We start from the raw sequence: 23,326 nt of genomic DNA, 5'->3' as shown, positions 1-23,326 counted from the left end.
ACGGCCCGGCCAGTACTCGCGACAAATCAAGCACCCGCAGATGAGATAGCGCGCCCATGGGCTGGCTCCTTATTAGTAGAAGGCCTGGATGCCGGTTTGGGCACGACCAAGGATCAGCGCGTGCACGTCGTGGGTACCTTCATAGGTATTGACCACTTCCAGGTTGACCAGGTGACGGGCTACGCCGAACTCGTCGGAGATACCGTTGCCGCCCAGCATGTCACGCGCCAGACGGGCGATATCCAGGGCTTTACCGCAGGAGTTGCGCTTCATGATCGAGGTGATTTCGACCGCCGCGCTCCCTTCATCTTTCATCCGCCCCAGGCGCAGGCAGCCTTGCAGGGCCAGAGTAATCTCGGTCTGCATGTCAGCCAGTTTCTTCTGGATCAGCTGGTTGGCGGCCAGAGGGCGACCGAACTGCTTACGGTCCAGGGTGTACTGGCGAGCGGTGTGCCAGCAGGCTTCCGCGGCACCCAGGGCGCCCCAGGAGATGCCATAACGCGCAGAGTTCAGGCAGGTGAACGGGCCTTTCAAGCCACGCACGTCCGGGAAGATGTTTTCTTCCGGTACAAAAACGTTGTCCATCACGATTTCACCGGTGATGGAGGCACGCAGGCCCACCTTGCCGTGAATCGCCGGAGCACTCAGGCCTTGCCAGCCTTTTTCAAGCACGAAGCCACGGATATCGCCGGCATCGTCCTTGGCCCACACCACAAACACATCAGCGATCGGGCTGTTGGTGATCCACATTTTGTTGCCGGTCAGGCGATAGCCACCGTCGACTTTCTTCGCCCGGGTGATCATCGAGCCTGGATCGGAGCCATGGTCAGGCTCGGTCAGACCGAAGCAACCAATCCATTCGCCGCTAGCCAGCTTGGGCAGGTACTTCTGTTTTGTGGCTTCAGAGCCGAATTCGTTGATCGGCACCATAACCAGGGAAGACTGCACGCTCATCATCGAACGGTAGCCGGAGTCGATGCGCTCAACTTCACGAGCGATCAAGCCGTAGCACACGTAATTCAGGCCGCTGCCACCGTACTGCTCGGGGATGGTTGCGCCGAGCAGGCCGACTTCGCCCATTTCGCGAAAGATCGCCGGGTCGGTTTGCTCATGGCGGAATGCTTCCAGCACGCGCGGCGCCAACTTGTCCTGGGCGAACTGATAAGCGCTGTCACGCACCATGCGCTCTTCTTCAGTGAGCTGTTGGTCGAGCAACAGCGGGTCGATCCAGTTGAAGCTTGCTTTACCGGCCATGAGTGAATCCTCGAAAAATGGGACCAGAGTTGTTGTGCATTGATCCTAGGCCTGATCAGCCGACGAGACAAACGAGGAATACGCATACTCTTGTGATAATTTCTCACTCCGTAATCGGCGCGAAGGCCATCTTTACGCCTTATTAGTGAGGTTGACGTACATGCGCCGAAAGATCCCCAGCACTGCCGCCCTGGTCTGCTTCGAGGCAGCCGCCCGCCACGAGAGCTTTACCAAGGCTTCGCAAGAGTTGTCCCTGACTCAGGGCGCCGTATGTCGGCAAATTGCCGGGCTGGAGGAGTTTCTCAATGTCGAACTGTTTCGCCGCTCACGCCGCGGGGTGAAGCTCACTGAAGCGGGGCTTTCCTATAGCCGACAGGTGGCCACGCAGTTGGATGCGGTAGAACGCGACACGCTGTCGGTCATGCGCCAGCAGGGCGCCAATGTGATCGAGCTGGCGGTGGTACCGACCTTCGGCACCCAATGGCTGCTGCCCAGGCTCAAGGACTTCCAGCAGCGCCATCCGGATGTGACGGTCAACCTGACCAACCGTACCCGGCCGTTCCTTTTTGCCGACACACCTTTTGATGCCGCGATCTATTTCGGCGATGCCGATTGGTCCGGTACACAGTCCCACCGCCTGATGGGCGAGAACCCGGTACCTGTGTGCAGCCCAAACTTACTGGGAGGAGCAGGGCAGTTGGACGCCAAGCAGATCGCCCAGCTGCCGCTGCTTCAGCAAACCACACGCCCCTATGCCTGGCGCCAATGGTTCAACAGTCTGGATATGCACGTTACCCGCGACATGACTGGCCCGCGCTATGAGCTATTCTCGATGTTGGCGCAGGCAGCCATGCATGAGATGGGTATAGCGCTCATTCCACCGTTCCTGATTCAGCGTGAACTGGCCGAAGGGCGCCTGGCTGTGGCCAATCGTCACGGCCTGTCAAGCATCAAGGCCTATTACCTGATGATTCCGGAGCGCAAGGTCGAATCGGCTTCATTGCGGGCTTTCCGCGATTGGCTGATCGAGCAAGCAGAGCGCTACACCGCAGAGCATAAGGACGATAGCTATAACCTGACCCCGTAGTCAGCAAAACTCGAACCCTACAGATGTACGTAAATGTCGCAATTCGTACAACTGTTTTGACACCCCCTCAAAGCCCATTAACCCTTTGTTCTATGCGGCTTTCACGGCATAAATCGCGTTTTTGTTACGGGTTTTGGATAAATCGGCGGAATCTTTTCAAAAATTAACGTAATCTCCCTAACGCCCGTATTTGACGGGCTCGAGGGCTATTATTGCGACATACGGTCACAGGGTGACTTGTAGTTTGCATACCGTCACCCTTCAAAACATGTTGAAGCAATTCAGGAATCACCTGCAAAATGCCGCGCCCCGCCTGAATTCGGCGGGATCGTGCTGATCGGCCGCCCCAGACGCACCATCCGCAGTGCGCTGGTTTACCAACAAAAGATCACGCAGGAGATTTGACGTGCACATTGGTGTTCCTCTCGAAACGCAGACGGGCGAAACACGGGTTGCTGCAACCCCGGAAACCATCAAGAAACTGATTGGTCAGGGGCATAAGGTCACCGTCCAGAGTGGCGCCGGCATCAATGCCAGCGTTCCGGACAGTGCCTATGAAGCAGCAGGCGCCATTATTGGCAGCGCTGCCGATGCGTTTGGTGCACAACTTGTTCTTAAAGTTGTGGCTCCCAACGATAGCGAACTGGCCCTGATCAAGAGCGGCAGCGTTCTTGTGGGTATGCTCAACCCGTTCAACAACGACACCATCACCAAGATGGCTGAATGCGGCATTACCGCCTTCGCGCTGGAAGCAGCGCCGCGCACTTCACGGGCGCAGAGCCTCGACGTGCTGTCCTCGCAAGCCAACATTGCCGGTTATAAAGCCGTGCTGCTCGCCGCTCATCACTATCCGCGCTTCATGCCGATGCTGATGACCGCAGCCGGCACGGTAAAAGCCGCGCGCGTGTTGATTCTGGGTGCAGGCGTTGCTGGTCTGCAGGCCATTGCCACCGCCAAGCGTCTGGGTGCAGTGATCGAAGCCTCGGACGTGCGTCCGGCGGTTAAAGAGCAGATCGAGTCGTTGGGCGCCAAGTTCATCGATGTGCCGTACGAGACCGATGAAGAGCGCGAATGTGCCGAAGGTGTCGGCGGCTATGCCCGCCCGATGCCGGCCAGCTGGATGCAACGCCAGGCCCAGGCCGTGCACGAGCGCGCCAAACAGGCCGATATCGTCATTACCACCGCACTGATCCCCGGGCGCAAGGCGCCCACCTTGCTCAGCGCCGAAACCGTTGCGCAGATGAAGCCAGGTTCGGTGGTCATTGACCTCGCGGCCGCCCAGGGCGGCAACTGCCCGCTGACGGTCGCTGACCAGGTGGTGGTAGAGCAGGGCGTGACCATCGTCGGCCCGACCAACCTGCCGGCGCAGGTCGGTGCAGATGCTTCGGCGCTGTACGCCCGTAACCTGCTCGACTTCACCAAGCTGCTGTTCACCAAAGATGGCGAACTGGTGATCAACCTCGAAGACGATATCGTCGCCGCGTGCCTGATGTGCCGCGACGGCCAGATCATCCGCAAGAACGGATAAGGAGCCAGACAATGGAAGACATGCTGATCTCTCACGGCGTCTATAACCTGATCATTTTCGTGCTGGCGATCTATGTCGGTTATCACGTGGTGTGGAACGTCACCCCAGCACTGCATACCCCTCTGATGGCGGTCACCAACGCCATTTCCGCCATCGTCATCGTCGGCGCCATGCTGGCTGCCGCCCTGACCGTAACCCCGCTGGGCAAGATCATGGGCACCCTCGCGGTCGCCTTGGCAGCGGTCAACGTATTCGGTGGATTCCTCGTCACCCGGCGCATGCTGGAGATGTTCAAGAAGAAAGCCGCAAAGGCTGAGGGGAAGCAGTAAACATGAGCATGAACCTGGTAACACTTCTCTACCTCGTCGCCTCGGTGTGCTTCATCCAGGCGCTCAAGGGCCTGTCGCACCCGACCACCTCGCGGCGTGGCAACCTGTTCGGCATGCTCGGCATGGCCCTGGCGATCGTCACTACCGTCGGCTTGATCTACAAGCTGGGCGCAGAGCTGGCTACTGATGGCATCGGCTACGTCATTGTTGGCCTGTTGGTGGGCGGCTCGGCTGGCTCGATCATGGCCAAACGCGTTGAAATGACCAAGATGCCTGAGCTGGTTGCATTCATGCACAGCATGATCGGTCTGGCGGCGGTGTTCATTGCCATTGCTGCGGTGGTCGAGCCGCAGTCGCTGGGCATTGTCTCCAACATCAGCGACCCGATCCCGACCGGTAACCGCCTGGAGCTGTTCCTTGGCGCGGCGATTGGTGCGATCACCTTCTCCGGTTCGGTCATCGCCTTCGGCAAACTGTCGGGCAAGTACAAGTTCCGCCTGTTCCAGGGCGCACCGGTACAGTTCAGCGGCCAGCACAAGCTCAACCTGGTCCTGGGTCTGGCAACGATTGGCCTGGGCCTGGTCTTCACCTTCACCGGTAGCTACAGCGCCTTTGCCCTGATGCTGATCCTGGCCTTCATCATGGGCGTGCTGATCATCATCCCGATTGGCGGCGCCGACATGCCGGTGGTGGTGTCGATGCTCAACAGCTATTCGGGCTGGGCGGCGGCCGGTATCGGCTTCTCGCTGAACAACTCGATGCTGATCATTGCAGGCTCCTTGGTGGGTTCGTCCGGTGCCATCCTCTCGTACATTATGTGCAAGGCGATGAACCGCTCGTTCTTCAACGTGATTCTCGGTGGCTTCGGTGGCGCTGCAGATGCCGGCGGCCCGGCCGGTGCGCAAGAGGCTCGCCCGGTCAAATCCGGCTCGGCCGACGACGCCACCTTCCTGCTCAGCAATGCCGACTCGGTGATCATCGTGCCTGGCTACGGCCTGGCGGTGGCGCGTGCCCAGCACGCGCTCAAGGAACTGACCGAGAAGCTGACCCACAACGGTGTGACGGTGCGCTACGCGATTCACCCGGTGGCAGGGCGTATGCCTGGGCACATGAACGTGCTGTTGGCCGAAGCTGAAGTGCCGTACGACCAGGTGTTCGAGATGGAAGACATCAACTCCGAGTTCGGCCAAGCCGACGTGGTGCTGGTGCTCGGCGCCAACGACGTGGTCAACCCGGCGGCGAAGAACGATCCGAAGTCGCCGATCGCCGGCATGCCGATTCTTGAAGCGTTCAAGGCCAAGACCATCATCGTCAACAAGCGCTCCATGGCCAGTGGCTATGCAGGCCTTGATAACGAATTGTTCTATCTGGACAAAACCATGATGGTTTTCGGTGACGCCAAGAAGGTCATCGAAGACATGGTCAAGGCTGTCGACTGAGTCGTTTCAGGCCTGTGACAATTAGCCCCAGCGCGGTACCGGCTGGGGCTTTTTAATGCCCGGCCCGCCGACGGAAGGCTCTATTTCATGGCTGAGCATTCGACCTTGGTCGCGGGACGCCGGGCTGCTAAATCACTAGACTGCGCATCTAGCTTTAGTAGCCTGAGATAACAATCCATGTACCGTGATCGTATCCGCTTGTCCTCCCTGCACAGCAAGGTAATGAGTGCGGCTGATGCCGCTGGCCTGATCGAGGACGGCATGACCGTCGGCATGAGCGGTTTTACCCGCGCCGGCGAAGCCAAGGCGGTGCCGCATGCACTGGCCGAACGTGCCAAGCAATCACCGCTGCAAATCAGCCTGATGACCGGCGCCAGCCTGGGCAACGACCTGGACAAGGAACTGACCGAAGCCGGTGTACTGGCCCGCCGTATGCCATTCCAGGTCGACAGCACCCTGCGCAAGGCCATCAACGATGGCAAGGTCATGTTCATTGACCAGCACCTGTCGGAAACCGTGGAACAACTGCGTAACCAGCAACTGAAACTGCCGGACATCGCGGTTATCGAAGCCGTCGCCATCACCGAACAAGGCCACATCGTACCGACCACGTCGGTGGGTAACTCGGCCAGCTTCGCGATTTTCGCCAAACAGGTGATCGTCGAGATCAACATGGCCCATAACGCCAACCTGGAAGGCCTGCACGACATCTACATCCCGACCTACCGGCCAACCCGCACGCCGATCCCGCTGGTAAAAGTCGATGATCGCATCGGCAGCACCGCGATCCCGATCGATCCGGCCAAAATTGTCGGCATCGTCATCACCGAGCAGCCGGACTCACCGTCTACCGTACTGCCGCCAGACGATGAAACCCAAGGCATCGCCAACCACCTGATCAACTTCTTCAAGCAGGAAGTGGCGGCAGGGCGCATGACCAACAAGCTCGGCCCGCTGCAAGCTGGTATCGGCAGCATTGCCAACGCGGTCATGTGCGGCCTGATCGACTCGCCGTTCGAAGACCTGACCATGTACTCCGAAGTACTGCAGGATTCGACCTTCGACCTGATCGACGCTGGCAAACTGAGCTTTGCCTCGGGCAGCTCCATCACCCTGTCGAGCCGCCGCAACGCTGACGTGTTCGGTAACCTGGAGCACTACAAAGACAAGCTGGTGCTGCGCCCTCAGGAAATCTCCAACCACCCGGAAGTCGTTCGTCGCCTGGGCATCATCGGCATCAACACTGCCCTTGAGTTCGACCTGTACGGCAACGTCAACTCCACGCACGTCTGCGGCACCCGGATGATGAACGGCATCGGCGGTTCCGGCGACTTCGCCCGCAACGCTCACCTGGCGATCTTCGTCACCAAGTCGATTGCCAAGGGCGGCGCGATCTCCAGCGTAGTGCCGATGGTCAGCCACGTTGACCACACCGAGCATGACGTCGACATCCTCGTGACCGAACAAGGCCTGGCCGATTTGCGCGGCCTGGCGCCACGTGAACGTGCCCGCGTGATCATCGACAACTGTGTACACCCAGACTATCGCGAAGCGTTGAACGACTACTTCAACCGCGCTTGCGAGCGTGGCGGCCATACTCCGCACATCCTGCGCGAAGCCTTGGCGTGGCACGAAAACCTGGAAGAGACCGGTCGCATGCTCGCCAGCTAAGACCACGCAGCGTTCAGTCGGTGGCGCGCAATGCCCACCGGCTGAATCCTAGGTACAGTTCAAAATCAAAAACTGTTCTACTGTACCGGTGTTTTGCCCCCGCATTTCCCTTCCTACGACCTCTACCTGCACAAAAATGCACCAGATCGGTGCCGACCAGTACAGTTACGCCTATTTGAAGTGCAACAGTGCCGTAAAACAGTTAACTGGCCCATCACAATGTAGGTGAACTGTATCTACTGTTATGGTCAACAGAGGAGGATCATTGGCATCAGTTAAATCACTACCTAATGCCGCCACAAGCGGAAGGATGACATCATGGAACGTACCCTCAGTTCCGATCTGGTTTTCGAACGCTCCGAAAAACAATCCCAGGCCGCGCTGCCACTGCGCCTGCTGGCTAACCTGATGCTGTGGCAACGCCGCATCGCCAGCCGCCACCAGTTGGCCCGCCTGGATTCGCGTCTGCTGGCCGATGCCGGCATCAGCGAAGCACAACGCTACGAAGAGCTGAGCAAGCCGTTCTGGCGTTAATGCAGGGCTCGCCGGCCAACGCCGGCACCTCGAATTCTACAAAACCCGTCGCAGGTCACTGCTGACGGGTTTTGTCATTCTGAAGCCCCGAAATAGAGCGGCTGCTTACCAAACAAGTACAGTTTCCAAAGAGTTATTTTTTATAGGTACAGTTGATAAATATCGCCGTTACCTTGTCCAACTCGCAGACGCTCACCGCGTGATACCCTTACAGCACCCAGCTTGGTAAAAGTAGCGAAACCAGCTGAGCGTGCGTCTGACACAAAGAGCCCGTCCAATCAGGAGATCGACCATGTTCCGTACCCGCTTGTTTGGCGCCGCACTGGTGCTCACCCTGGCTTCCACTGCCAACGCCACCAGCTTCGTCGTAACCACTGACACCATCGTCCGCGGTGTTGCTGCCTCTACCGATGCGACATCCGACGTTTCTTCTTCGTTCCGTGACGACAAAATCGTCCGCGCTGCCCGCGACGACGCCGCCAGCTTCGTTGCCAGCCAAGGCGATATCCGCGGTGTGAAACTCGAAAGCGCTTTCGCTCACATTCGTCAGCAGGCCCCAAGCCTGCAGGCCAGCGACGCGCAACTGGCTCAGGCTATCCTGGCGCTGTAACACTGCCTGAATCCGGCTTCGAACATGTAACAACATGCAATGAAGCCGGGTACCCTGCGCTGGCCCTCGCCAGCGCATTGGGATAGCCTTTGCTGCCTGATTCACCAGCCTAACGAGACCCATGCGTTATCTGTCATTGCTGTTGCTTGTGCTTTGCTGGAGCAGTGCCGCTCAGGCCCTGGACCTCACCACCAACAACCTTGTCGTCAGTGGCTACGTCACCAGCAAGGTGACTTCAGCACCCTTCGATCGCAAACTGCTGCACGATGCCCAGGATGACGCTGCGGTGTTTGTCGCAACCGATGGCCAACTGCGCGGCGCCCGGTTACAGGCAGCCTTGAGCCAGGTTCGTCAGGCCAACCTCAAACTTCATGCCAGCGACCTTGAACTGGCGCAGGCAATTCTCGTCCAATGATTACCCTTGTTCTTCCGGAGATGCTCCATGCGTAACCCGCTGATTGCCGCCACCCTTGGCCTTATGTTGCTGGCCGATGTAGCCCAGGCACAAACCCTGGTGGCCACCAGCAATATCATCGTTCGCGCTTTCGGCCGCTCGATCGACTTCACCTCCGACACCACCACCTCCATCCGTGACTCCAAAGTCGTGCGTGAAGCCCGTGACGACGCCGCCAGCTACGTTGCCAGCAACGGTGAAATTCGTGGTTCGCAGCTAGAGTCCGCGTTCAACACCCTGCGCCAGCGTGTGCCTGAAGCACGCGAGGCCAGCGATCAGGTCCTGGCTGAAGCCATTCTCGCCCTGTGAAAGCCCTGCGCGCCTGGCTGCTCGGTAGCTTCCTGACGCTATTGGGTGGCCCTGTACTGGCCGATCTGCAGCTGCAACTTCAGACTGAAGGTCTGAACCCTGCACAGCAGCGTGCCAGTCAGGCGCTGCTGGACGAAGCCATGCAGGCGTTGCCGCCTGGCTTCAAAACCCGGCTTGATCGCCGTATCCGCGTGAGCTGGGGCACCAAGATGCCAGAAGATGCCTATGGCCAGGCATCGCTGGTATCCACCCTGGAGCTCAACCGTCGGCTGCTGCCCGCACTCACCGATGGCAGCGCTGCCACCAGCAAGACTGGCCGCCCGCATGGCACTGTGCGCCAAGAGCTACTGGCTACGGTGCTGCATGAGCTGACCCACATTTATGATCGCGCACGCCTCTGGCAAGGCACCGAACGTCACCTGATCACTCGTTGCACCCGGCTGTTGAGCAGCCAGGGCAAGGTTGGCCTGCCCGAAGAATGCCGTGGCCAAACCGAACGGCGCTTCACCCTCAGCGATGATCCACGCCTGCTCGACCTTGCTGGCTGGCCGCAATATGTCGGCAGGCGAGGGGAGCGCGAGCAGCATAACCGTCAGGTGGCCCGCAGCCCCGACAGTTATGAGCTGAGCAGCCCCAAGGAATTCATTGCGGTCAACATGGAGTATTTCCTCCTAGACCCGAGCTTCGCGTGCCGTCGGCCAGCCCTGCACAGTTATCTGAAAGCCCACTTCGACTGGGCACCTGAGCATCCGGCCTGTGCCAAGGCGTTGCCGTTCCTCAATGCCGGCAACGATTTTGCCAAGGCCCCCCTGGGTGAAATCGATCCAGAACGGGTGTATGCCGTCGATTACCTGCTGGCCGAGGCCAACCAGAATCTGGTCAGCCGCTGGGGGCACAGCATGTTGCGCCTGGTCATCTGTGCACCGGGGCGGCCACGTGGCCCTGATTGCCGTCTCGACCTCGACCAGCACTTGGTGCTGTCGTACCGCGCCTTCGTCAACGATGTGCAGCTGTCGAGCTGGGACGGGCTGACAGGTGCGTATCCCTCACGCCTGTTTGTACTGCCATTGGCTCAGGTCATCGATGAATACACCAAGACCGAGCTGCGTAGCCTTGCCTCGATCCCCCTCAAGCTGAACCGCGACGAGCTGGAAAACCTGGTGCGCCAGGCCGCCGAGATGCATTGGAGCTACGACGGCAACTACTACTTCCTGTCCAACAACTGCGCGGTAGAGACCCTCAAACTGCTGCGCAGCGGCACCGCCAACCCGCGCCTGACAGACCTGGACAACATCATGCCCAACGGTTTGCTCGAAGTGCTGCAAGGGCGTGGCCTGGCCGATACCAGCGTGCTTGATGACCCACGCGAAGCGCTGCGCCTGGGCTACCGCTTCGACTCCTACCGTGACCGCTATCAAGCCATGTTCATGGTGCTGAAGAAGCAGCTGCCGATCCCTCAGGACACTGTTGAAGCCTGGCTTGAGCAGCCTGCCAAGCAACGCCAGCAATGGTTTGAACGTGCCGACCTGCGCACCAGTGCGGCCTTGCTGCTGCTGGAACAGGCCAGCTTGCGCCAGCAATTGCTGCTGGCTCAGGACGAGGTCAAGCAGCGCTATCTGAGCGGGCGGGATGCGAACGACGCCAGCGTCGCCAAGGCCAACGGCACCCTGCAGCAAATTCTTGCCAACAGCGGCTTCCTCAGTCGGCCAGCGGAACTGCTGGGCAACAGCGGCTACGGCTTGCCACAGGCCAGTGAACAACAACTGTTGATCAGCGAGTCCACCCAGCGCCAACAACAGCTGCAGCTACTCACCACTGACCTGGACAAAGAAGTGCGGGCACTGCTGGGCCCAGCCCGGGCAGCGGAAATCAACGCAGTCGAGGCCAATATCAAGCAGGTCGGCGAGCACCTGCGCGCCCTGCACAAAGCAGCCGGCGGCCTGCAACTGCCTTGAAGCTGCTGCGTTAAAGCGCTTCTTCGTCCTCGCCTGGCAGGTGTTCATCCAGGTGCAACCAAGGCAAACGGCTGCTAGTCCAGATGTGTTTTTGCGGCTGGGCCACTTCCGGCTGATCCAGGGTGGTAATGGTGATGTCGATGGTTTCCGGGCTCAGGTCTGTGGTCAGCGCCAGGTGGCTGCCACAGCGACTGCAGAAGTAACGCACGCAACTGGGCGACGAGTCGTAGCATTGCGGCGTACCGCTCAGCCACTGGAAGTCACTGCAGGGCAGGGTGGCCCAAGTCACCAGCAGACCACCACTGACACGTCGGCACACTGAGCAATGACAGTGCGCGACGTCTGTCAGAGGCCCACGAACCCGGTATCTCAAGGCGCCGCAATGGCAGCCGCCTTCGTACGTCTGATGCATGGCATGCCCCTCCTGCCACGTTGCCGAACAATAACAATGCACCTCTCGTCGCCTTAGGGCCAGCGAAAGCTGGCTGAAAGCTTGCCACCTTAGGATTACCGCCACTACCGGCACAGACCGGTCAGCCAGGGCACCTGACTTCTTGTACAGCGCCCGGCCCAATTAACAACAACAATGGTGATTCTGATGTTTGCCTACAACCGCCTCCTCGCTGCACGCCCTCCGTTATTCCATGCGCCGCGCCTCGCGCGCTGATCCGCCCGACCCGTTCTCAATTCGACGCGAAACGCCTGGAGTACTCCCATGCTGACCTTCCTCGGCTTTGCCATGGTCATCACCTTCATGTACCTGATCATGACCAAGCGCCTGTCGGCCTTGATCGCCCTGATTCTGGTACCGATCCTGTTCGCCCTGTTCGGCGGCTTTTCGGGCGATATCGGCCCAATGATGCTGCAAGGCATCACCAAACTGGCCCCAACCGGGGTGATGTTGATGTTCGCCATCCTGTACTTCGGCCTGATGATCGACTCCGGTCTGTTCGACCCGGCCGTGCGCAAGATCCTCAAGATGGTCAAAGGCGACCCGCTGAAGGTGTCGGTAGGCACCGCTGTGCTGGCGCTGGTGGTCTCGATGGACGGTGATGGCGCCACCACCTACATGATCTGCGTGGCCGCCATGCTGCCGCTGTACAGCCGCCTGGGCATGAGCCCGCGAATCATGGCCGGCCTGATCATTCTGGCGGGCGGGGTGATGAACATGACCCCGTGGGGCGGCCCAACGGCCCGTGCGGCCAGTGCCCTGCATGTCGACCCGTCGGATGTTTTCGTACCGATGATCCCGGCGATGCTGGCGGGCGTGCTGGCAATTCTTGCCATCGCCTACATGTACGGTAAGCGTGAACGCGCTCGCCTGGGCGAGTTGCACCTGCCGGGTGACGAGATCAACCACAGCGAGATCAGCGTTTCGCAGTTCCCCGATGCGCGTCGCCCGAAAATGATCTGGTTCAACGGCGCCCTGACTGCAGCATTGATGGTTGCCCTGGTCGCAGGCCTGCTGCCACTGCCGGTGCTGTTCATGGTCGCGTTCAGTATCGCCATGATCGTCAACTACCCGTGCCTGCAAATGCAGAAAGAGCGCGTTGCCGCCCACTCCGGCAACGTTCTGGCGGTCGTCGGGCTGATTTTCGCGGCGGGTATCTTCACCGGTATTCTCTCCGGTACCGGCATGGTCGAGGCCATGTCCAAGAGCCTGCTGGCGGTGATTCCTGAAGCCCTGGGCCCTTACCTGGCGGTGATCACTGCAATCGTCAGCATGCCGTTTACCTTCTTTATGTCCAACGATGCCTTCTACTACGGCGTGCTGCCTGTGTTGTCCGAAGCGGCCAGCCATTACGGTATTTCGCCAGTGGAAATGGCCCGGGCGTCGATCGTCGGCCAACCCGTACACCTGCTCAGCCCGCTGGTACCCTCTACGTATCTGTTAGTGGCCTTGGCTGGTATCGACTTCGGCGATCATCAACGCTTCACCCTGAAGTGGGCAGTACTGGTCTGCCTGTGCATAATGTTCGCCGCGCTGATGATGGGAATTTTCCCACTGTTCAGCAGCCTATAAAACTACGGTTTCATCCAACCGCAGCGGCGCCCTTTGCCCGGGCGCTCTGCACTGATTGCGCGAAGGAATACACATGGAATGGCTGACCAGCCCAGAAATCTGGGTTGCCTTTTTTACCTTGACGGCTCTTGAGATCGTTCTCGGCATCGACAACATCATCATGATCTCGATCCTGGTCAGCCGTATGCCCAAGCATATGCAGCAACGCACCCGGATTTTCGGCCTGGCCCTGGCCATGGTCACGCGTATTCTGCTGTTGCTGTCGATCACCTGGGTCATGCGCCTGACCGCCGACCTGTTCGTGGTGTTCGACCAGGGCATTTCCGGGCGCGACCTGATCCTGTTCTTCGGTGGCCTGTTCCTGCTGTGGAAAAGCTCCCAGGAGATCTACCACGGCCTGGAAGGCGAGGATGAAACCCATGAAGGGCCGAGCGGTGCAGGCGGCAAGTTCCTGTACACCATCATCCAGATTGCCATCATCGATATCGTGTTCTCGCTGGACTCGGTGATCACCGCAGTCGGTATGGTTTCCCATGTGCCGGTGATGATCGCCGCGATCGTTGTCGCCGTACTGGTGATGATGCTCTGCGCTGGTGCCATCAGTAACTTCATCGACAAGCATCCTTCGCTGAAGATGCTCGCGCTGTCGTTCCTGATCGTGGTGGGTACGGTGCTGATCGCTGAGGCCTTCGATGTGCATGTACCAAAAGGCTACGTGTACTTCGCCATGGCATTCTCCCTGGCAGTCGAGGCCATCAACATCAAGATGCGCACCGCGATTGCCCGGAAGAAAAACCAGGAACAAGGCGAGCCAGTGAAACTTCGCAAGGACATTCCGGGTCAGTAATCCGGAGCGTCTGCTAAAAAGGGCCCTGCGGGGCCCTTTTTCATTTGTTTTCATGACGCTTTTGTTTCAAAGCCTGCACTGGCTATGCGATGCTGGCGCCAAGCCTTAGGGCCGACTACAGCTTAAGTGAGCACTGGTAAAAATCGCCTGTCATCAGGCCAGGCTCACGGCACCATCCATTTGCCCCACTGGGGCGCGATCAACAGGGGGCCATTTCAATGCTGACCCTGCTCAATCTACTCTCCGCCGTGGCGCTGTTGATTTGGGGCACGCACATTGTGCGTACCGGGATCTTGCGGGTTTACGGCTCCAACCTGCGGCGTGTGCTGAGCCAGAACATGGGCAAGCGTCCGCTGGCGTTCATTGCCGGGATCCTGGTAACGGCCATGGTCCAGAGCAGTAACGCGACGGCCATGCTGGTGACCTCTTTTGTTGGCCAGGGGCTGATGACCCTGACCCCGGCGCTGGCAATCATGCTCGGCGCCGATGTCGGTACGGCGCTGATGGCGCGAGTGCTGACCTTTGACCTGTCCTGGCTGTCACCGCTGCTGATCTTCCTCGGGGTGATCTTCTTTCTGTCCCGCAAGCAAACGCGTGCTGGGCAACTGGGACGTGTTGGTATCGGCCTGGGCCTGATCATCCTTGCCTTGCAATTGATCGTCGAAGCCGCCGCGCCTATTACTCAGGCGCAAGGTGTAAAAGTCCTGTTCGCCTCGCTGACCGGCGACATCCTCCTCGATGCTCTGGTGGGTGCCCTGTTTGCGCTGATTTCCTATTCAAGCCTGGCTGCGGTACTGCTGACGGCCACGCTGGCCGGCGCTGAATTGATCAGCCTGCCAGTGGCCATCGGCCTGGTGATTGGCGCCAACATCGGCAGCGGCCTGTTGGCGTTCCTCAGCACCAGCATGCAGAACGCGGCGGGACGCCAGGTGGCCTTGGGCAGCCTGCTATACAAGTTGATTGGTCTGGTGCTGATCATCCCGGTGCTCGACCCACTGGTGCACTGGATGGACTCCTTGAGTTTCAGCGCCCAGGAACTGGTCATTGGCTTTCACCTGCTCTACAACAGCCTGCGCTGCCTGATCATGCTACCGACCGTCACGCCCATGGCGCGTATCTGCTGCTGGTTGCTGCCGGAACGGGCAGAGGTCAACGGCCGCGCCCGCCCGCGCCATCTGGACCCCGCTGCCTTGAGCACGCCCAGCCTGGCCTTGGCCAACGCTGTGCGCGAAACGTTGCGGGTCGGCGATCTGATCGACAACATGCTCGACGCCATGCACAGCGTGCTGTTGGGCACACAAACCGCAATGACTCAGCAAGTACGCAGCCTGGGCGAAGACGTTGAAGCGCTGAACAACGCGATCAAACTGTACCTGGCGCAGATGCCCCGCGAAGACCTCAGCACCCAGGACAGCAAGCGCTGGGCTGAAATCATCGAGCTGGCGATCAACCTCAAGCTGGCCAGCGACCTGATCGAACGCATGCTGCGCAAGGTGCAGCAGCAAAAAACCTCGCAGCGCCGCGAGTTTTCCGAGGTCGGCCTGGAAGAGCTGACCGGGCTGCACAGCCAGTTGCTCGCCAACCTGCGCCTGGGTCTGTCGGTGTTCCTTAGTGCCGACCCGGAGAGCGCGCGCCAATTACTCCGGGAGAAACGCCGTTTTCGTGCGCAGGAAAGGCGTTTGGCCCATGCCCATGTCAGCCGACTGCAACGTAAAGTGTTGCAAAGTATCGAGACCAGCGCCTTGCACCTGGAGCTGATTGCCGATATGAAACGACTGAACTCCTTGTTCTGTAGCAGTGCCTATGTGGTATTGGGTGGCTCCGATACCGGTGGTCTGCTGCTCGACAGTGTGCCGGACGATGCCCATTCACCTTGAGCGCTACCCCAGAACTCCCGCAAGGAAGCTCGCCATGCGTTGCCTGATGTTCCTGTGCCTGCTGCTGGGCGCCGTGCCCAGTTTTGCCCTCGACCGTTCGCAGGTCGAAGGCTACCTGCTGCCCAATGGTCTGCAGGTGCTGCTCAAATCAGGCTATGAACGCAACCATGTGTCGATTCGCCTGGTGGTCGGGGTCGGCTTCGACGATTTCCCCTGTGAGCAGCAAGAGCTGCCGCACCTGCTGGAACACGTGCTGTTCAGTGGTATCGACGAAACAGGTGAGGGCGGTCTTGAGGCGCGCATGCAAGCCCTTGGCGGTGAGTGGAATGCCTACACCAGCAGTGCCGACACCACCTTTGTCATCGAAGCACCTGCACGCAACCTGCGCAAAGTGCTCGACCTGCTGTTGTCCGTGATCAAAGACACCAAGATCGACGAGAAGGCATTGGCCCTGTCCAAGCAAATCGTCGAGCGTGAAGACGGCGGCCATTACACACATCTGCAGCGCTGGCTGGACCGCCAGGACCTCGGCCACCGTGCCGGCGATCAGCTGGCGGTGGAGTTAGGGCTCAAGTGCCCTGAACGCTCCGCAGTTGCCGACATGACCGTCGAACAGGTCAATAACGTGCGCGAACACTGGTATGCGGCCAACAACATGAGCCTGATCGTGGTCGGTGGACTGGATCGCGTGCTGCCGGCTTATCTGGAACGCACCTATGCGCTGTTGCCACCGGCCGAGCCCGGTGAGCGGCGGACATTGGAGGGTGTCAGCCAAAAGGCCGAAGCGCATCGAGTGCTGACCCGCGGCTGGCTTGGCGACAGCGCTCGTTTGCACTGGTTTTTTCTGGAACCGGTGTTGGACAACGACCATGGCCACACCTACGACCTGCTACAGCGTTATCTGGACTGGACGCTGTATGAAGAGCTCAGGCTCAAGCGCGGCTTGTCGTACGGGCCTTTCACTCAACGCGAAAGCTTCGGCGACACGGGCTTGATGAGCCTGAATGCCGATCTCGACCGCACGGACGTCGAGGAAGCCGAACAGGCCTTGCGCGATATGCTCGAGCAACTGCGCAAAAATGGCCTGGACCCGGTCATCTTCGAGCGGGTCAAACAAGCCACGATTGATCGCGAAGCCTGGACCACCCAAGGCAATGCCGCCTTGGCGGACTATTACTGGGGGGCCTTGAACGACTACCTCGACGGGCACTTTGCCGATCCGGTGCGTACCCTGCGCCGGGTCAGCCTGAAGGATGCCAACCAGGCGCTGCAGCGGCTGCTGGCCAAACCCGGCTATGTGCGCATCGAACAGCCGTTGATCAGTTATGACGGGTTGTATGGGCTCATCGCGCTGGGGCTGGGAATTCTGATTATTGGCGGGCTGATCTGGCGCCGACGCTGACGCCCCTGTAGGAGCGGGCTTGCCCCGCGATTCCAATTTAACTGACACACCGCAATCGCGGGGCAAGCCCGCTCCTACAAACCAGCGTATCCTGTTCGGGTTTGAACCTCACTCTGCGAACACCTTCATGCCTCACTATGTCCAGCGTCTGATCGAGCTGATCAAACGCTACCCCGGCGTCATCGCCCTTGGCGGCTTTATCTCCGGTATCGCCAGCTTCATCCTGGTCGATCGCCAGGAAGGCCTGGCCAGCTGGATCGCCATTGTCATGCTGATCAGCTGGATCTGGCTGATGCTGGAGAACACCTTCACGCAACTGTTCGCCAAGGTGTTCAAGCGTGAGATCCCGCAGCCGCTGCTGCGCTACGCCACACAGATGATCCATCAGGAAAGCCTGTTTTTCGTCCTGCCATTCTTTTTCGTCACCACCACCTGGAACAGCGGCCAGCTGGTGTTTACCGGCCTGCTCGGCGCGGCCGGGCTGATTTCGATCATCGACCCGCTGTACTACAAGTGGCTGGCGCCACGGCGCTGGCTGTTTCTCGCCCTGCATACCCTGACGCTGTTCGCCGCGTTGCTCACCGCATTACCGATCATTCTGCACCTGACCACCTCGCAGAGCTTCAAGCTGGCCTTGGGGATTGCCATGCTGCTGTCATTCCCAAGCCTGGCCAGCAGCTTCTCGATCATTCACTGGCGACGCGGCGTGATGCTGGTGGTGATTACCCTCGCTGTCGGCGCCAGCGGCTGGATGCTGCGCTCGTGGGTACCACCGGCGACGCTGTGGATGACCGAAGTGGCGGTCAGCACCCAGGTGGAAAATCGCACCCCCGGCAAAAGCCTGAAGCAGATCAACGCCAGTGAGATCCGCGCCGGGCTCTATGCCTTTACCGCCATCAATGCACCGCGTGGGCTCAACGAGCGGATCTACCATGTGTGGCAATTCAACGGCAAAGAAGTCGACCGCATCGCCCTCGACATCCACGGTGGACGCAAGGAAGGCTACCGCGCCTGGACGCACAAGCAGAACTTCCCGGCCAACCCGGTGGGGCGCTGGCAGGTCAGGGTGCTGACCGAAGATGGCCAGGTCATCGGCGTGCTGCGCTTCAAGGTGGTTGACGATGGTCAAGCGGCAAAGGCTGAGTAACGCTATGCTCTGAAGCTGCGAACTGTCGGTCGAACTGCATGGAGCCTATGACTACACCAGCCAGCGCAACCCTGGACACCACAAGCAGCCCCGCACGCTTGCGCATTGTCGGTGACTGGACCCTGGCCAACTACGCCAGCCTCAAGCGCAACAGTGAGGGCCTGATCGGCCAGTACGATCAGAGCGCCGAAGTCGATCTCGACCAGCTCGGTCACCTGGACACCGCAGGTGCCGCACTGCTGGTCGACTTGCTCGGACCTGAGCGGTTATCGCGCCTGGCCCAGAGCAGCCAACTGCCAGAAGCGAGCCGAGCGCTGCTGCAAACCGTCTACTGCTCTGTGCAAGACTTCTGCATTCCGGAAAAGCAGCCCGAAAAATCGGTGCTGATTCAGTTGCTCACCCGCATTGGCTGCGCGGTAGACATCCTCTGGCAAGACACTTTGCAGGTACTGGGCTTCGTCGGCCTGATCCTGCAAACCCTGGTGCTACGCCTGTTCCAGCCGCAGCGTTGGCGAGTCACTTCGGTGGTCGCACATATCGAACAGACTGGCCTGGATGCCGCACCGATTGTTGCCCTGCTGACCTTTCTGGTCGGCGCAGTGGTGGCGTTTCTTGGTGCCACGGTTCTGGCCGGGTTTGGCGCCAGTATCTTCACCGTCGATCTGGTGGCGTTCTCCTTCCTGCGCGAGTTCGGCGTACTGCTGACTGCCATTCTCATGGCCGGTCGCACCGCCAGTGCCTTTACCGCGCAAATCGGCTCAATGAAAGCCAACGAAGAAATCGACGCCATTCGTACCTTGGGTCTGGACCCGGTCGAGTTGCTGGTGGTGCCCCGGGTCCTGGCGCTGCTGATTGCCCTGCCGCTGCTGACGTTCGTCGCAATGCTCTGCGGCATCATCGGCGGGGCGGTGGTGTGCGCCCTGTCGCTGGATATCTCACCGGCGATGTTCCTGTCGCTGCTGCAGAGCGACATCGGCGTCCAGCATTTCCTCGTCGGCCTGGCCAAGGCGCCGTTCTTTGCCTTCCTGATTGCCGCCATTGGTTGCCTGGAAGGCTTCAAAGTCAGTGGCAGCGCCGAGTCGGTGGGGGCTCATACCACCTCCAGCGTGGTGCAATCGATCTTTGTGGTGATTGTTCTGGATGCGGTGGCGGCGTTGTTCTTCATGGAGATGGGCTGGTGAGCCAGATAACCCCCAGCAGCCGCGAGGCAGTGATCGAAGCCCGTGGGATCTGCAACCGCTTCGGTACCCAGAGCGTGCATGAACAACTGGACCTGGACCTGTATCGCGGTGAAATCCTGGCCGTGGTGGGTGGCTCTGGCAGCGGCAAGTCGGTATTGCTGCGCAGCATCGTTGGCCTGCGTAGGCCTAACGAAGGTCAGGTCAAAGTGTTCGGCCAGGACCTCAGTGGCCTGAATGACGAACAGCGCTCGAAGGTCGAACGCCGCTTTGGTGTGTTGTTCCAGAAGGGCGCGCTGTTCTCATCGCTGACCGTCACCGAGAACGTCGCCTTGCCGCTGATCGAACACGCCGGCCTGTCGCGCGCCGATGCCGAACACCTGGCCGGGGTCAAACTGGCCCTGGCTGGCTTGCCGATCTCCGCCGCCGACAAATACCCGGCGTCGTTGTCCGGCGGCATGATCAAACGCGCCGCGCTGGCCCGGGCGTTGGCCCTTGATCCGGACATTCTGTTTCTCGATGAGCCCACCGCTGGCCTGGACCCGATTGGCGCAGCAGCCTTTGACCAATTGATTCTGACCCTGCGCGATGCCTTGGGCCTGAGCGTATTCCTGATCACCCACGACCTGGATACGCTCTACACCATCACCGACCGGGTGGCCGTACTCTCGCAGAAGAAAGTCCTGGTGGCGGGCCCGATAGCCCAGGTCGAAGACACCGACGACGCCTGGATTCATGAATACTTTCACGGCCCGCGTGGCCGTGCGGCGTATCAGGCCGCCACTGCGGCAAAGGAGCGTTGAGATGGAAACCCGTGCACATCATGTGCTGATCGGCCTGATTACTGTCATTGTGGTCGCTGGCGCCATGCTGTTCGGCCTGTGGCTGACCAAGTCCAGCGTCGACAGCACCTTCAAAGACTACGAAGTGGTGTTCAATGAAGCGGTGTCTGGCTTGTCCCGCGGCAGCTCGGTGCAGTACAGCGGCATCAAGGTCGGGGATGTCACCAGCTTGCGCCTGGACCCGGAAGATCCACGCCGGGTGCTGGCCAGGATACGCTTGAGCGCCGATACGCCAATCAAGGAAGACACCCGGGCCAAGCTGACCTTGACCGGCATCACCGGCACCTCGTTCATCCAGCTCAGTGGCGGCACACCGCAAAGCCCGGAGCTCAAAGGCAAAAATGGCAAGCTGCCAGTGATCGTTGCCTCACCCTCACCGATTGCCCGCTTGCTCGATAACGGCAGTGACCTGCTGACCAACATCAACCTGCTGGTCAACAACGCCAACCTGTTGTTCTCCGAAGACAACGCCGCCAGCCTGAGCAAAACCCTCAATCATCTGGAGCAGACCACGGCCGCATTCAGCGAACAACGCGGCGATATCCGCACCGCGCTCCAGCAACTGACCCAGGTCGGTAACCAGGCCAGCAGCATGCTGGAGCAAACCAGCGCACTGATGCGCAATGCCAGCGGCTTGCTCAACAACCAGGGCAAGCAGGCCTTTGGCAGCGCCGAGCAGGCCATGCAGTCACTGGCGCAGAGCACCGCGACCATCAACAGCCTGCTCAACGACAACCGCGAAGCCCTCGACGAGGGTGCGCAAGGCCTGAATCAACTGGCCCCGGCCATACGCGAGCTGCGCGAAACCCTGAATTCGCTGAAGGCCATCTCCCAGCGTCTGGAAGCCAACCCCAGCGGCTATCTGCTCGGCCGTGACAACAACAAGGAGTTCACGCCATGAGCCGTACCTGCCGCTTTCTGGTTCTGACGATGGCGCTGAGCCTGAGCAGTGCCTGTTCGATCCTGCCCAAGGCTGAGCCTGCCGATGTCTACCTCCTACCTTCGGCCGCAACCAGTCAGCCAGCCGCTGCGAGCACTGCAGTCAGTTGGTCACTGCGGATCAACAAGCCGCTGGCCAGTGATGCCCTCAACAGTCCTAAAATCGCGGTGGTGCCCGACGGTAATCTCATCAGCAATTACAAAGGCGCGCGCTGGAGCGATCCGGCCCCCTTGCTGCTGCGCAACCGCATGCTCGATGCCTTCCAGCGCGATGGCCGGGTGCCACGGCTGAGCGCCGATGACAGCAACCTGCAGGCTGACTACGAGCTGGCAGGCGAACTACAGGCCTTTCAGAGTGAATACAGTGCCAGCGGCCTGGCGGTGGTGGTCCGCTATGACGCACGCCTGGTGCAAGGGCGCAGCCAGCGCATTCTCGCCAGCCGCCGCTTTGAAGTGCGCCAACCGTTGAGTGACAAGCAAGTGCCGGCGGTGGTCAACGGTTTCGGCAGCGCCAGCGACCAGTTAATGGCGCAACTGCTGGCCTGGACCTTGGCCCAGGCCAATCAGGCGCAGCTTCAGGCAAAGAACCAGTAGCAGACGAAAATCGCCGCAATCACCCCGGCCAGTTCAGCGAGCAGCGCGCAACCCACGGCATGGCGAGCGCGCTGAATGCCCACCGCACCGAAATACACGGCCAGTACATAGAAGGTGGTTTCGGTACTGCCCTGAATCGTCGCAGCGATCAATGCCGGGAAGCTGTCGACCCCGTGGGTCTGCATGGTTTCGATCAACATCGCCCGTGCAGCACTGCCCGAGAACGGTTTGACCAGGGCGGTAGGCAGGCCCTCGACAAAGCGCGTATCCATACCCAGCCACTCCACCACATGGCGGATACCGTCCAGGCTTAGCTCCAGCGCGCCTGAGGCGCGCAGCACGCCGACTGCGCAGAGCATGGCAACCAGATAGGGCAGCAGGCTCTTGGCGACGTCAAAGCCCTCCTTGGCGCCTTCCACGAAGGTTTCATAGACCTTCACCCGCTTGAACGCCCCCACCAGCAAAAACAGGATGATCAGGCCGAACAGGGTGAGGTTGCCGAGAATCGACGAAAGCCCGGCCAACGCGGTGGCCGACAGCGTTCCCAGAAACGCCATGAAGCCGCCCAGCAGCAGGGCGCCGGGCACCAGGTAGGCGAGCACGACCGGGTCCCATAGGCGCAAGCGCTGCATCACCGCTACCGACAGCAGGCCAACCAGGGTCGAAGCACTGGTCGCCAGCAAGATCGGCAGGAACACCAGGGTCGGGTCCGTGGCGCCTTGTTGGGCGCGGTACATGAAGATGGTCACGGGCAGCAGGGTCAACGACGACGCGTTCAGCACCAGGAAGAGGATCTGCGCGTTACTGGCGGTGGTCGAGCTGGGGTTCAGCTCCTGCAGCGCCCGCATCGCCTTGAGGCCAATGGGGGTGGCGGCGTTGTCCAGGCCCAGGCCGTTGGCGGCGAAGTTCAGGGTGATCAGGCCAAGCGCCGGGTGGCCGGGTGGCACCTCCGGCATCAGACGGGCAAACAGCGGGCCGAGGACCTTGGCCAACCATTCAACGATACCGGCCTGTTCGGCGATCTTCAGAAAGCCCAGCCACAGGGTCAGCGTACCGAACAGCAGGACCATCACCTCGACCGAGAGCTTGGCCATGGCGAAGATGCTTTCGACCATCGCGGCAAACACCCCGGCATTGCCACCGACCAGCCATTGCGCCAGCGCGGAGATGGCCGCGACCACAAAAAAACCAAGCCAAAGGCCGTTGAGCATCCGTTGTTCCCCCACACAGTTGCGACGAATGATAGCGGCAGCCGCCAACCAATGCACCGCCGGAGGTGGGTTGGAGCGGGCTTGCCCCGCGATGCG

The 23,326-nt window shown here is 60.2% G+C and carries 23 protein-coding genes (1 of these 23 running past the window's edge); 19 read left to right on the top strand and 4 right to left on the bottom strand.

Translation table 11 applies throughout. The features are described 5' to 3' along the window. A protein-coding gene (locus tag ACP6KB_RS00570) for a CaiB/BaiF CoA transferase family protein (protein WP_442111274.1) crosses the window boundary here: on the bottom strand, positions 1-58 show its 5' portion. The gene continues 1,163 nt to the left of window position 1, outside the view; 58 of the gene's 1,221 nt are visible here — the first part of the coding sequence; its start codon is at positions 56-58; the stop codon falls past the left edge of the window. A 14-nt stretch (positions 59-72) separates the two neighbouring features. Then, positions 73-1,254, bottom strand: coding sequence for an acyl-CoA dehydrogenase (locus tag ACP6KB_RS00565; protein ID WP_442111272.1), 1,182 nt, complete (start codon positions 1,252-1,254; stop codon positions 73-75). Positions 1,255-1,414: 160 nt separating this feature from the next. On the opposite strand from ACP6KB_RS00565, the gene ACP6KB_RS00560 reads away from it, so the two are divergent. The 10 genes from ACP6KB_RS00560 (at position 1,415) to ACP6KB_RS00515 (ending at position 11,170) form a co-directional block, all read left to right on the top strand. Continuing rightward, positions 1,415-2,341 carry a LysR substrate-binding domain-containing protein gene (locus ACP6KB_RS00560; RefSeq protein WP_442111270.1) on the top strand — a complete coding sequence of 309 codons (927 nt, stop codon included), beginning with the start codon at positions 1,415-1,417 and terminating at the stop codon, positions 2,339-2,341. A 406-nt stretch (positions 2,342-2,747) separates the two neighbouring features. After that, the gene (locus tag ACP6KB_RS00555; RefSeq protein WP_442111268.1) at positions 2,748-3,869 is read left to right on the top strand and encodes a Re/Si-specific NAD(P)(+) transhydrogenase subunit alpha; all 1,122 of its coding nucleotides are present in this window, start codon (positions 2,748-2,750) and stop codon (positions 3,867-3,869) included. Positions 3,870-3,880: 11 nt separating this feature from the next. Further along, on the top strand, positions 3,881-4,198 hold the full coding sequence (locus ACP6KB_RS00550) for an NAD(P) transhydrogenase subunit alpha (protein WP_107024308.1): 318 nt from the start codon (positions 3,881-3,883) through the stop codon (positions 4,196-4,198). A 2-nt stretch (positions 4,199-4,200) separates the two neighbouring features. Beyond that, a complete protein-coding gene (locus ACP6KB_RS00545) occupies positions 4,201-5,637 on the top strand; it encodes an NAD(P)(+) transhydrogenase (Re/Si-specific) subunit beta (RefSeq protein WP_442111265.1) in 1,437 nt (478 codons plus the stop codon). Positions 5,638-5,814: 177 nt separating this feature from the next. Continuing rightward, on the top strand, positions 5,815-7,308 hold the full coding sequence (locus ACP6KB_RS00540) for an acetyl-CoA hydrolase/transferase family protein (RefSeq protein WP_442111263.1): 1,494 nt from the start codon (positions 5,815-5,817) through the stop codon (positions 7,306-7,308). A 318-nt stretch (positions 7,309-7,626) separates the two neighbouring features. Continuing rightward, complete coding sequence (locus ACP6KB_RS00535) at positions 7,627-7,842, top strand: DUF1127 domain-containing protein (RefSeq protein WP_442111261.1); 216 nt, start codon at positions 7,627-7,629, stop codon at positions 7,840-7,842. Between the two features lie 292 nt (positions 7,843-8,134). After that, positions 8,135-8,452, top strand: coding sequence for a DUF2388 domain-containing protein (locus tag ACP6KB_RS00530; protein WP_442111259.1), 318 nt, complete (start codon positions 8,135-8,137; stop codon positions 8,450-8,452). A 121-nt stretch (positions 8,453-8,573) separates the two neighbouring features. Next, positions 8,574-8,867: a DUF2388 domain-containing protein gene (locus ACP6KB_RS00525; RefSeq protein WP_442111257.1), complete on the top strand. Its 294-nt coding sequence runs from the start codon at positions 8,574-8,576 to the stop codon at positions 8,865-8,867. Positions 8,868-8,894: 27 nt separating this feature from the next. Beyond that, on the top strand, positions 8,895-9,215 hold the full coding sequence (locus ACP6KB_RS00520) for a DUF2388 domain-containing protein (RefSeq protein WP_442111255.1): 321 nt from the start codon (positions 8,895-8,897) through the stop codon (positions 9,213-9,215). Further along, on the top strand, positions 9,212-11,170 hold the full coding sequence (locus tag ACP6KB_RS00515) for a DUF7844 domain-containing protein (protein ID WP_442111253.1): 1,959 nt from the start codon (positions 9,212-9,214) through the stop codon (positions 11,168-11,170). Before ACP6KB_RS00520 ends, ACP6KB_RS00515 begins: the two co-directional genes overlap by 4 nt. Before the next feature lie 10 nt (positions 11,171-11,180). On the opposite strand, the gene ACP6KB_RS00510 is transcribed toward ACP6KB_RS00515, so the two are convergent. After that, positions 11,181-11,582, bottom strand: a complete 402-nt coding sequence (locus ACP6KB_RS00510; protein WP_442111251.1) for a GFA family protein — start codon at positions 11,580-11,582, stop codon at positions 11,181-11,183. Positions 11,583-11,885: 303 nt separating this feature from the next. Between ACP6KB_RS00510 and ACP6KB_RS00505 the strand changes: the two genes are divergently transcribed. The 9 genes from ACP6KB_RS00505 (at position 11,886) to ACP6KB_RS00465 (ending at position 22,019) form a co-directional block, all read left to right on the top strand. After that, entirely contained in the window at positions 11,886-13,193 is a 1,308-nt protein-coding gene (locus tag ACP6KB_RS00505) for a CitMHS family transporter (RefSeq protein WP_442111250.1), read from the top strand. A 73-nt stretch (positions 13,194-13,266) separates the two neighbouring features. Continuing rightward, a complete protein-coding gene (locus ACP6KB_RS00500; RefSeq protein ID WP_442111248.1) occupies positions 13,267-14,040 on the top strand; it encodes a TerC family protein in 774 nt (257 codons plus the stop codon). Between the two features lie 218 nt (positions 14,041-14,258). Continuing rightward, positions 14,259-15,917: a Na/Pi cotransporter family protein gene (locus ACP6KB_RS00495; protein WP_442111246.1), complete on the top strand. Its 1,659-nt coding sequence runs from the start codon at positions 14,259-14,261 to the stop codon at positions 15,915-15,917. Positions 15,918-15,951: 34 nt separating this feature from the next. Beyond that, entirely contained in the window at positions 15,952-17,319 is a 1,368-nt protein-coding gene (locus tag ACP6KB_RS00490; RefSeq protein WP_442111244.1) for a M16 family metallopeptidase, read from the top strand. 127 nt (positions 17,320-17,446) lie between these two features. Then, on the top strand, positions 17,447-18,466 hold the full coding sequence (locus ACP6KB_RS00485; protein ID WP_442111242.1) for a DUF5924 family protein: 1,020 nt from the start codon (positions 17,447-17,449) through the stop codon (positions 18,464-18,466). 38 nt (positions 18,467-18,504) lie between these two features. After that, positions 18,505-19,647, top strand: coding sequence for an ABC transporter permease (locus ACP6KB_RS00480; protein WP_442111240.1), 1,143 nt, complete (start codon positions 18,505-18,507; stop codon positions 19,645-19,647). Between the two features lie 5 nt (positions 19,648-19,652). Next, on the top strand, positions 19,653-20,447 hold the full coding sequence (locus tag ACP6KB_RS00475; protein WP_442114397.1) for an ABC transporter ATP-binding protein: 795 nt from the start codon (positions 19,653-19,655) through the stop codon (positions 20,445-20,447). Position 20,448: 1 nt separating this feature from the next. After that, on the top strand, positions 20,449-21,387 hold the full coding sequence (locus ACP6KB_RS00470; protein WP_442111238.1) for an MlaD family protein: 939 nt from the start codon (positions 20,449-20,451) through the stop codon (positions 21,385-21,387). Beyond that, positions 21,384-22,019 carry an ABC-type transport auxiliary lipoprotein family protein gene (locus tag ACP6KB_RS00465; RefSeq protein ID WP_442111236.1) on the top strand — a complete coding sequence of 212 codons (636 nt, stop codon included), beginning with the start codon at positions 21,384-21,386 and terminating at the stop codon, positions 22,017-22,019. Before ACP6KB_RS00470 ends, ACP6KB_RS00465 begins: the two co-directional genes overlap by 4 nt. Here ACP6KB_RS00465 and ACP6KB_RS00460 read toward each other — a convergent pair. Beyond that, the gene (locus tag ACP6KB_RS00460; RefSeq protein ID WP_442111234.1) at positions 22,001-23,230 is read right to left on the bottom strand and encodes a nucleoside recognition domain-containing protein; all 1,230 of its coding nucleotides are present in this window, start codon (positions 23,228-23,230) and stop codon (positions 22,001-22,003) included. The genes ACP6KB_RS00465 and ACP6KB_RS00460 overlap by 19 nt on opposite strands. Between the last annotated feature and the right edge of the window lie 96 nt (positions 23,231-23,326).

Source organism: Pseudomonas sp. NUPR-001 (assembly GCF_052147955.1).
Taxonomy (GTDB): domain Bacteria; phylum Pseudomonadota; class Gammaproteobacteria; order Pseudomonadales; family Pseudomonadaceae; genus Aquipseudomonas.
Note: the sequence above shows the minus strand (reverse complement) of the source record. Positions and strands in the feature narration are given on the sequence as shown.

Bases quoted from the DNA above. Each gene is read 5' to 3' on its own strand.
- ACP6KB_RS00565 (WP_442111272.1), bottom strand. From the start codon at position 1,254: ATGGCCGGTAAAGCAAGCTTCAACTGGATCGACCCGCTGTTGCTCGAC.
- ACP6KB_RS00560 (WP_442111270.1), top strand. From the start codon at position 1,415: ATGCGCCGAAAGATCCCCAGCACTGCCGCCCTGGTCTGCTTCGAGGCA.
- ACP6KB_RS00550 (WP_107024308.1), top strand. From the start codon at position 3,881: ATGGAAGACATGCTGATCTCTCACGGCGTCTATAACCTGATCATTTTC.
- ACP6KB_RS00545 (WP_442111265.1), top strand. From the start codon at position 4,201: ATGAGCATGAACCTGGTAACACTTCTCTACCTCGTCGCCTCGGTGTGC.
- ACP6KB_RS00540 (WP_442111263.1), top strand. From the start codon at position 5,815: ATGTACCGTGATCGTATCCGCTTGTCCTCCCTGCACAGCAAGGTAATG.
- ACP6KB_RS00535 (WP_442111261.1), top strand. From the start codon at position 7,627: ATGGAACGTACCCTCAGTTCCGATCTGGTTTTCGAACGCTCCGAAAAA.
- ACP6KB_RS00530 (WP_442111259.1), top strand. From the start codon at position 8,135: ATGTTCCGTACCCGCTTGTTTGGCGCCGCACTGGTGCTCACCCTGGCT.
- ACP6KB_RS00525 (WP_442111257.1), top strand. From the start codon at position 8,574: ATGCGTTATCTGTCATTGCTGTTGCTTGTGCTTTGCTGGAGCAGTGCC.
- ACP6KB_RS00520 (WP_442111255.1), top strand. From the start codon at position 8,895: ATGCGTAACCCGCTGATTGCCGCCACCCTTGGCCTTATGTTGCTGGCC.
- ACP6KB_RS00510 (WP_442111251.1), bottom strand. From the start codon at position 11,582: ATGCATCAGACGTACGAAGGCGGCTGCCATTGCGGCGCCTTGAGATAC.
- ACP6KB_RS00505 (WP_442111250.1), top strand. From the start codon at position 11,886: ATGCTGACCTTCCTCGGCTTTGCCATGGTCATCACCTTCATGTACCTG.
- ACP6KB_RS00500 (WP_442111248.1), top strand. From the start codon at position 13,267: ATGGAATGGCTGACCAGCCCAGAAATCTGGGTTGCCTTTTTTACCTTG.
- ACP6KB_RS00495 (WP_442111246.1), top strand. From the start codon at position 14,259: ATGCTGACCCTGCTCAATCTACTCTCCGCCGTGGCGCTGTTGATTTGG.
- ACP6KB_RS00490 (WP_442111244.1), top strand. From the start codon at position 15,952: ATGCGTTGCCTGATGTTCCTGTGCCTGCTGCTGGGCGCCGTGCCCAGT.
- ACP6KB_RS00485 (WP_442111242.1), top strand. From the start codon at position 17,447: ATGCCTCACTATGTCCAGCGTCTGATCGAGCTGATCAAACGCTACCCC.
- ACP6KB_RS00480 (WP_442111240.1), top strand. From the start codon at position 18,505: ATGGAGCCTATGACTACACCAGCCAGCGCAACCCTGGACACCACAAGC.
- ACP6KB_RS00470 (WP_442111238.1), top strand. From the start codon at position 20,449: ATGGAAACCCGTGCACATCATGTGCTGATCGGCCTGATTACTGTCATT.
- ACP6KB_RS00465 (WP_442111236.1), top strand. From the start codon at position 21,384: ATGAGCCGTACCTGCCGCTTTCTGGTTCTGACGATGGCGCTGAGCCTG.
- ACP6KB_RS00460 (WP_442111234.1), bottom strand. From the start codon at position 23,230: ATGCTCAACGGCCTTTGGCTTGGTTTTTTTGTGGTCGCGGCCATCTCC.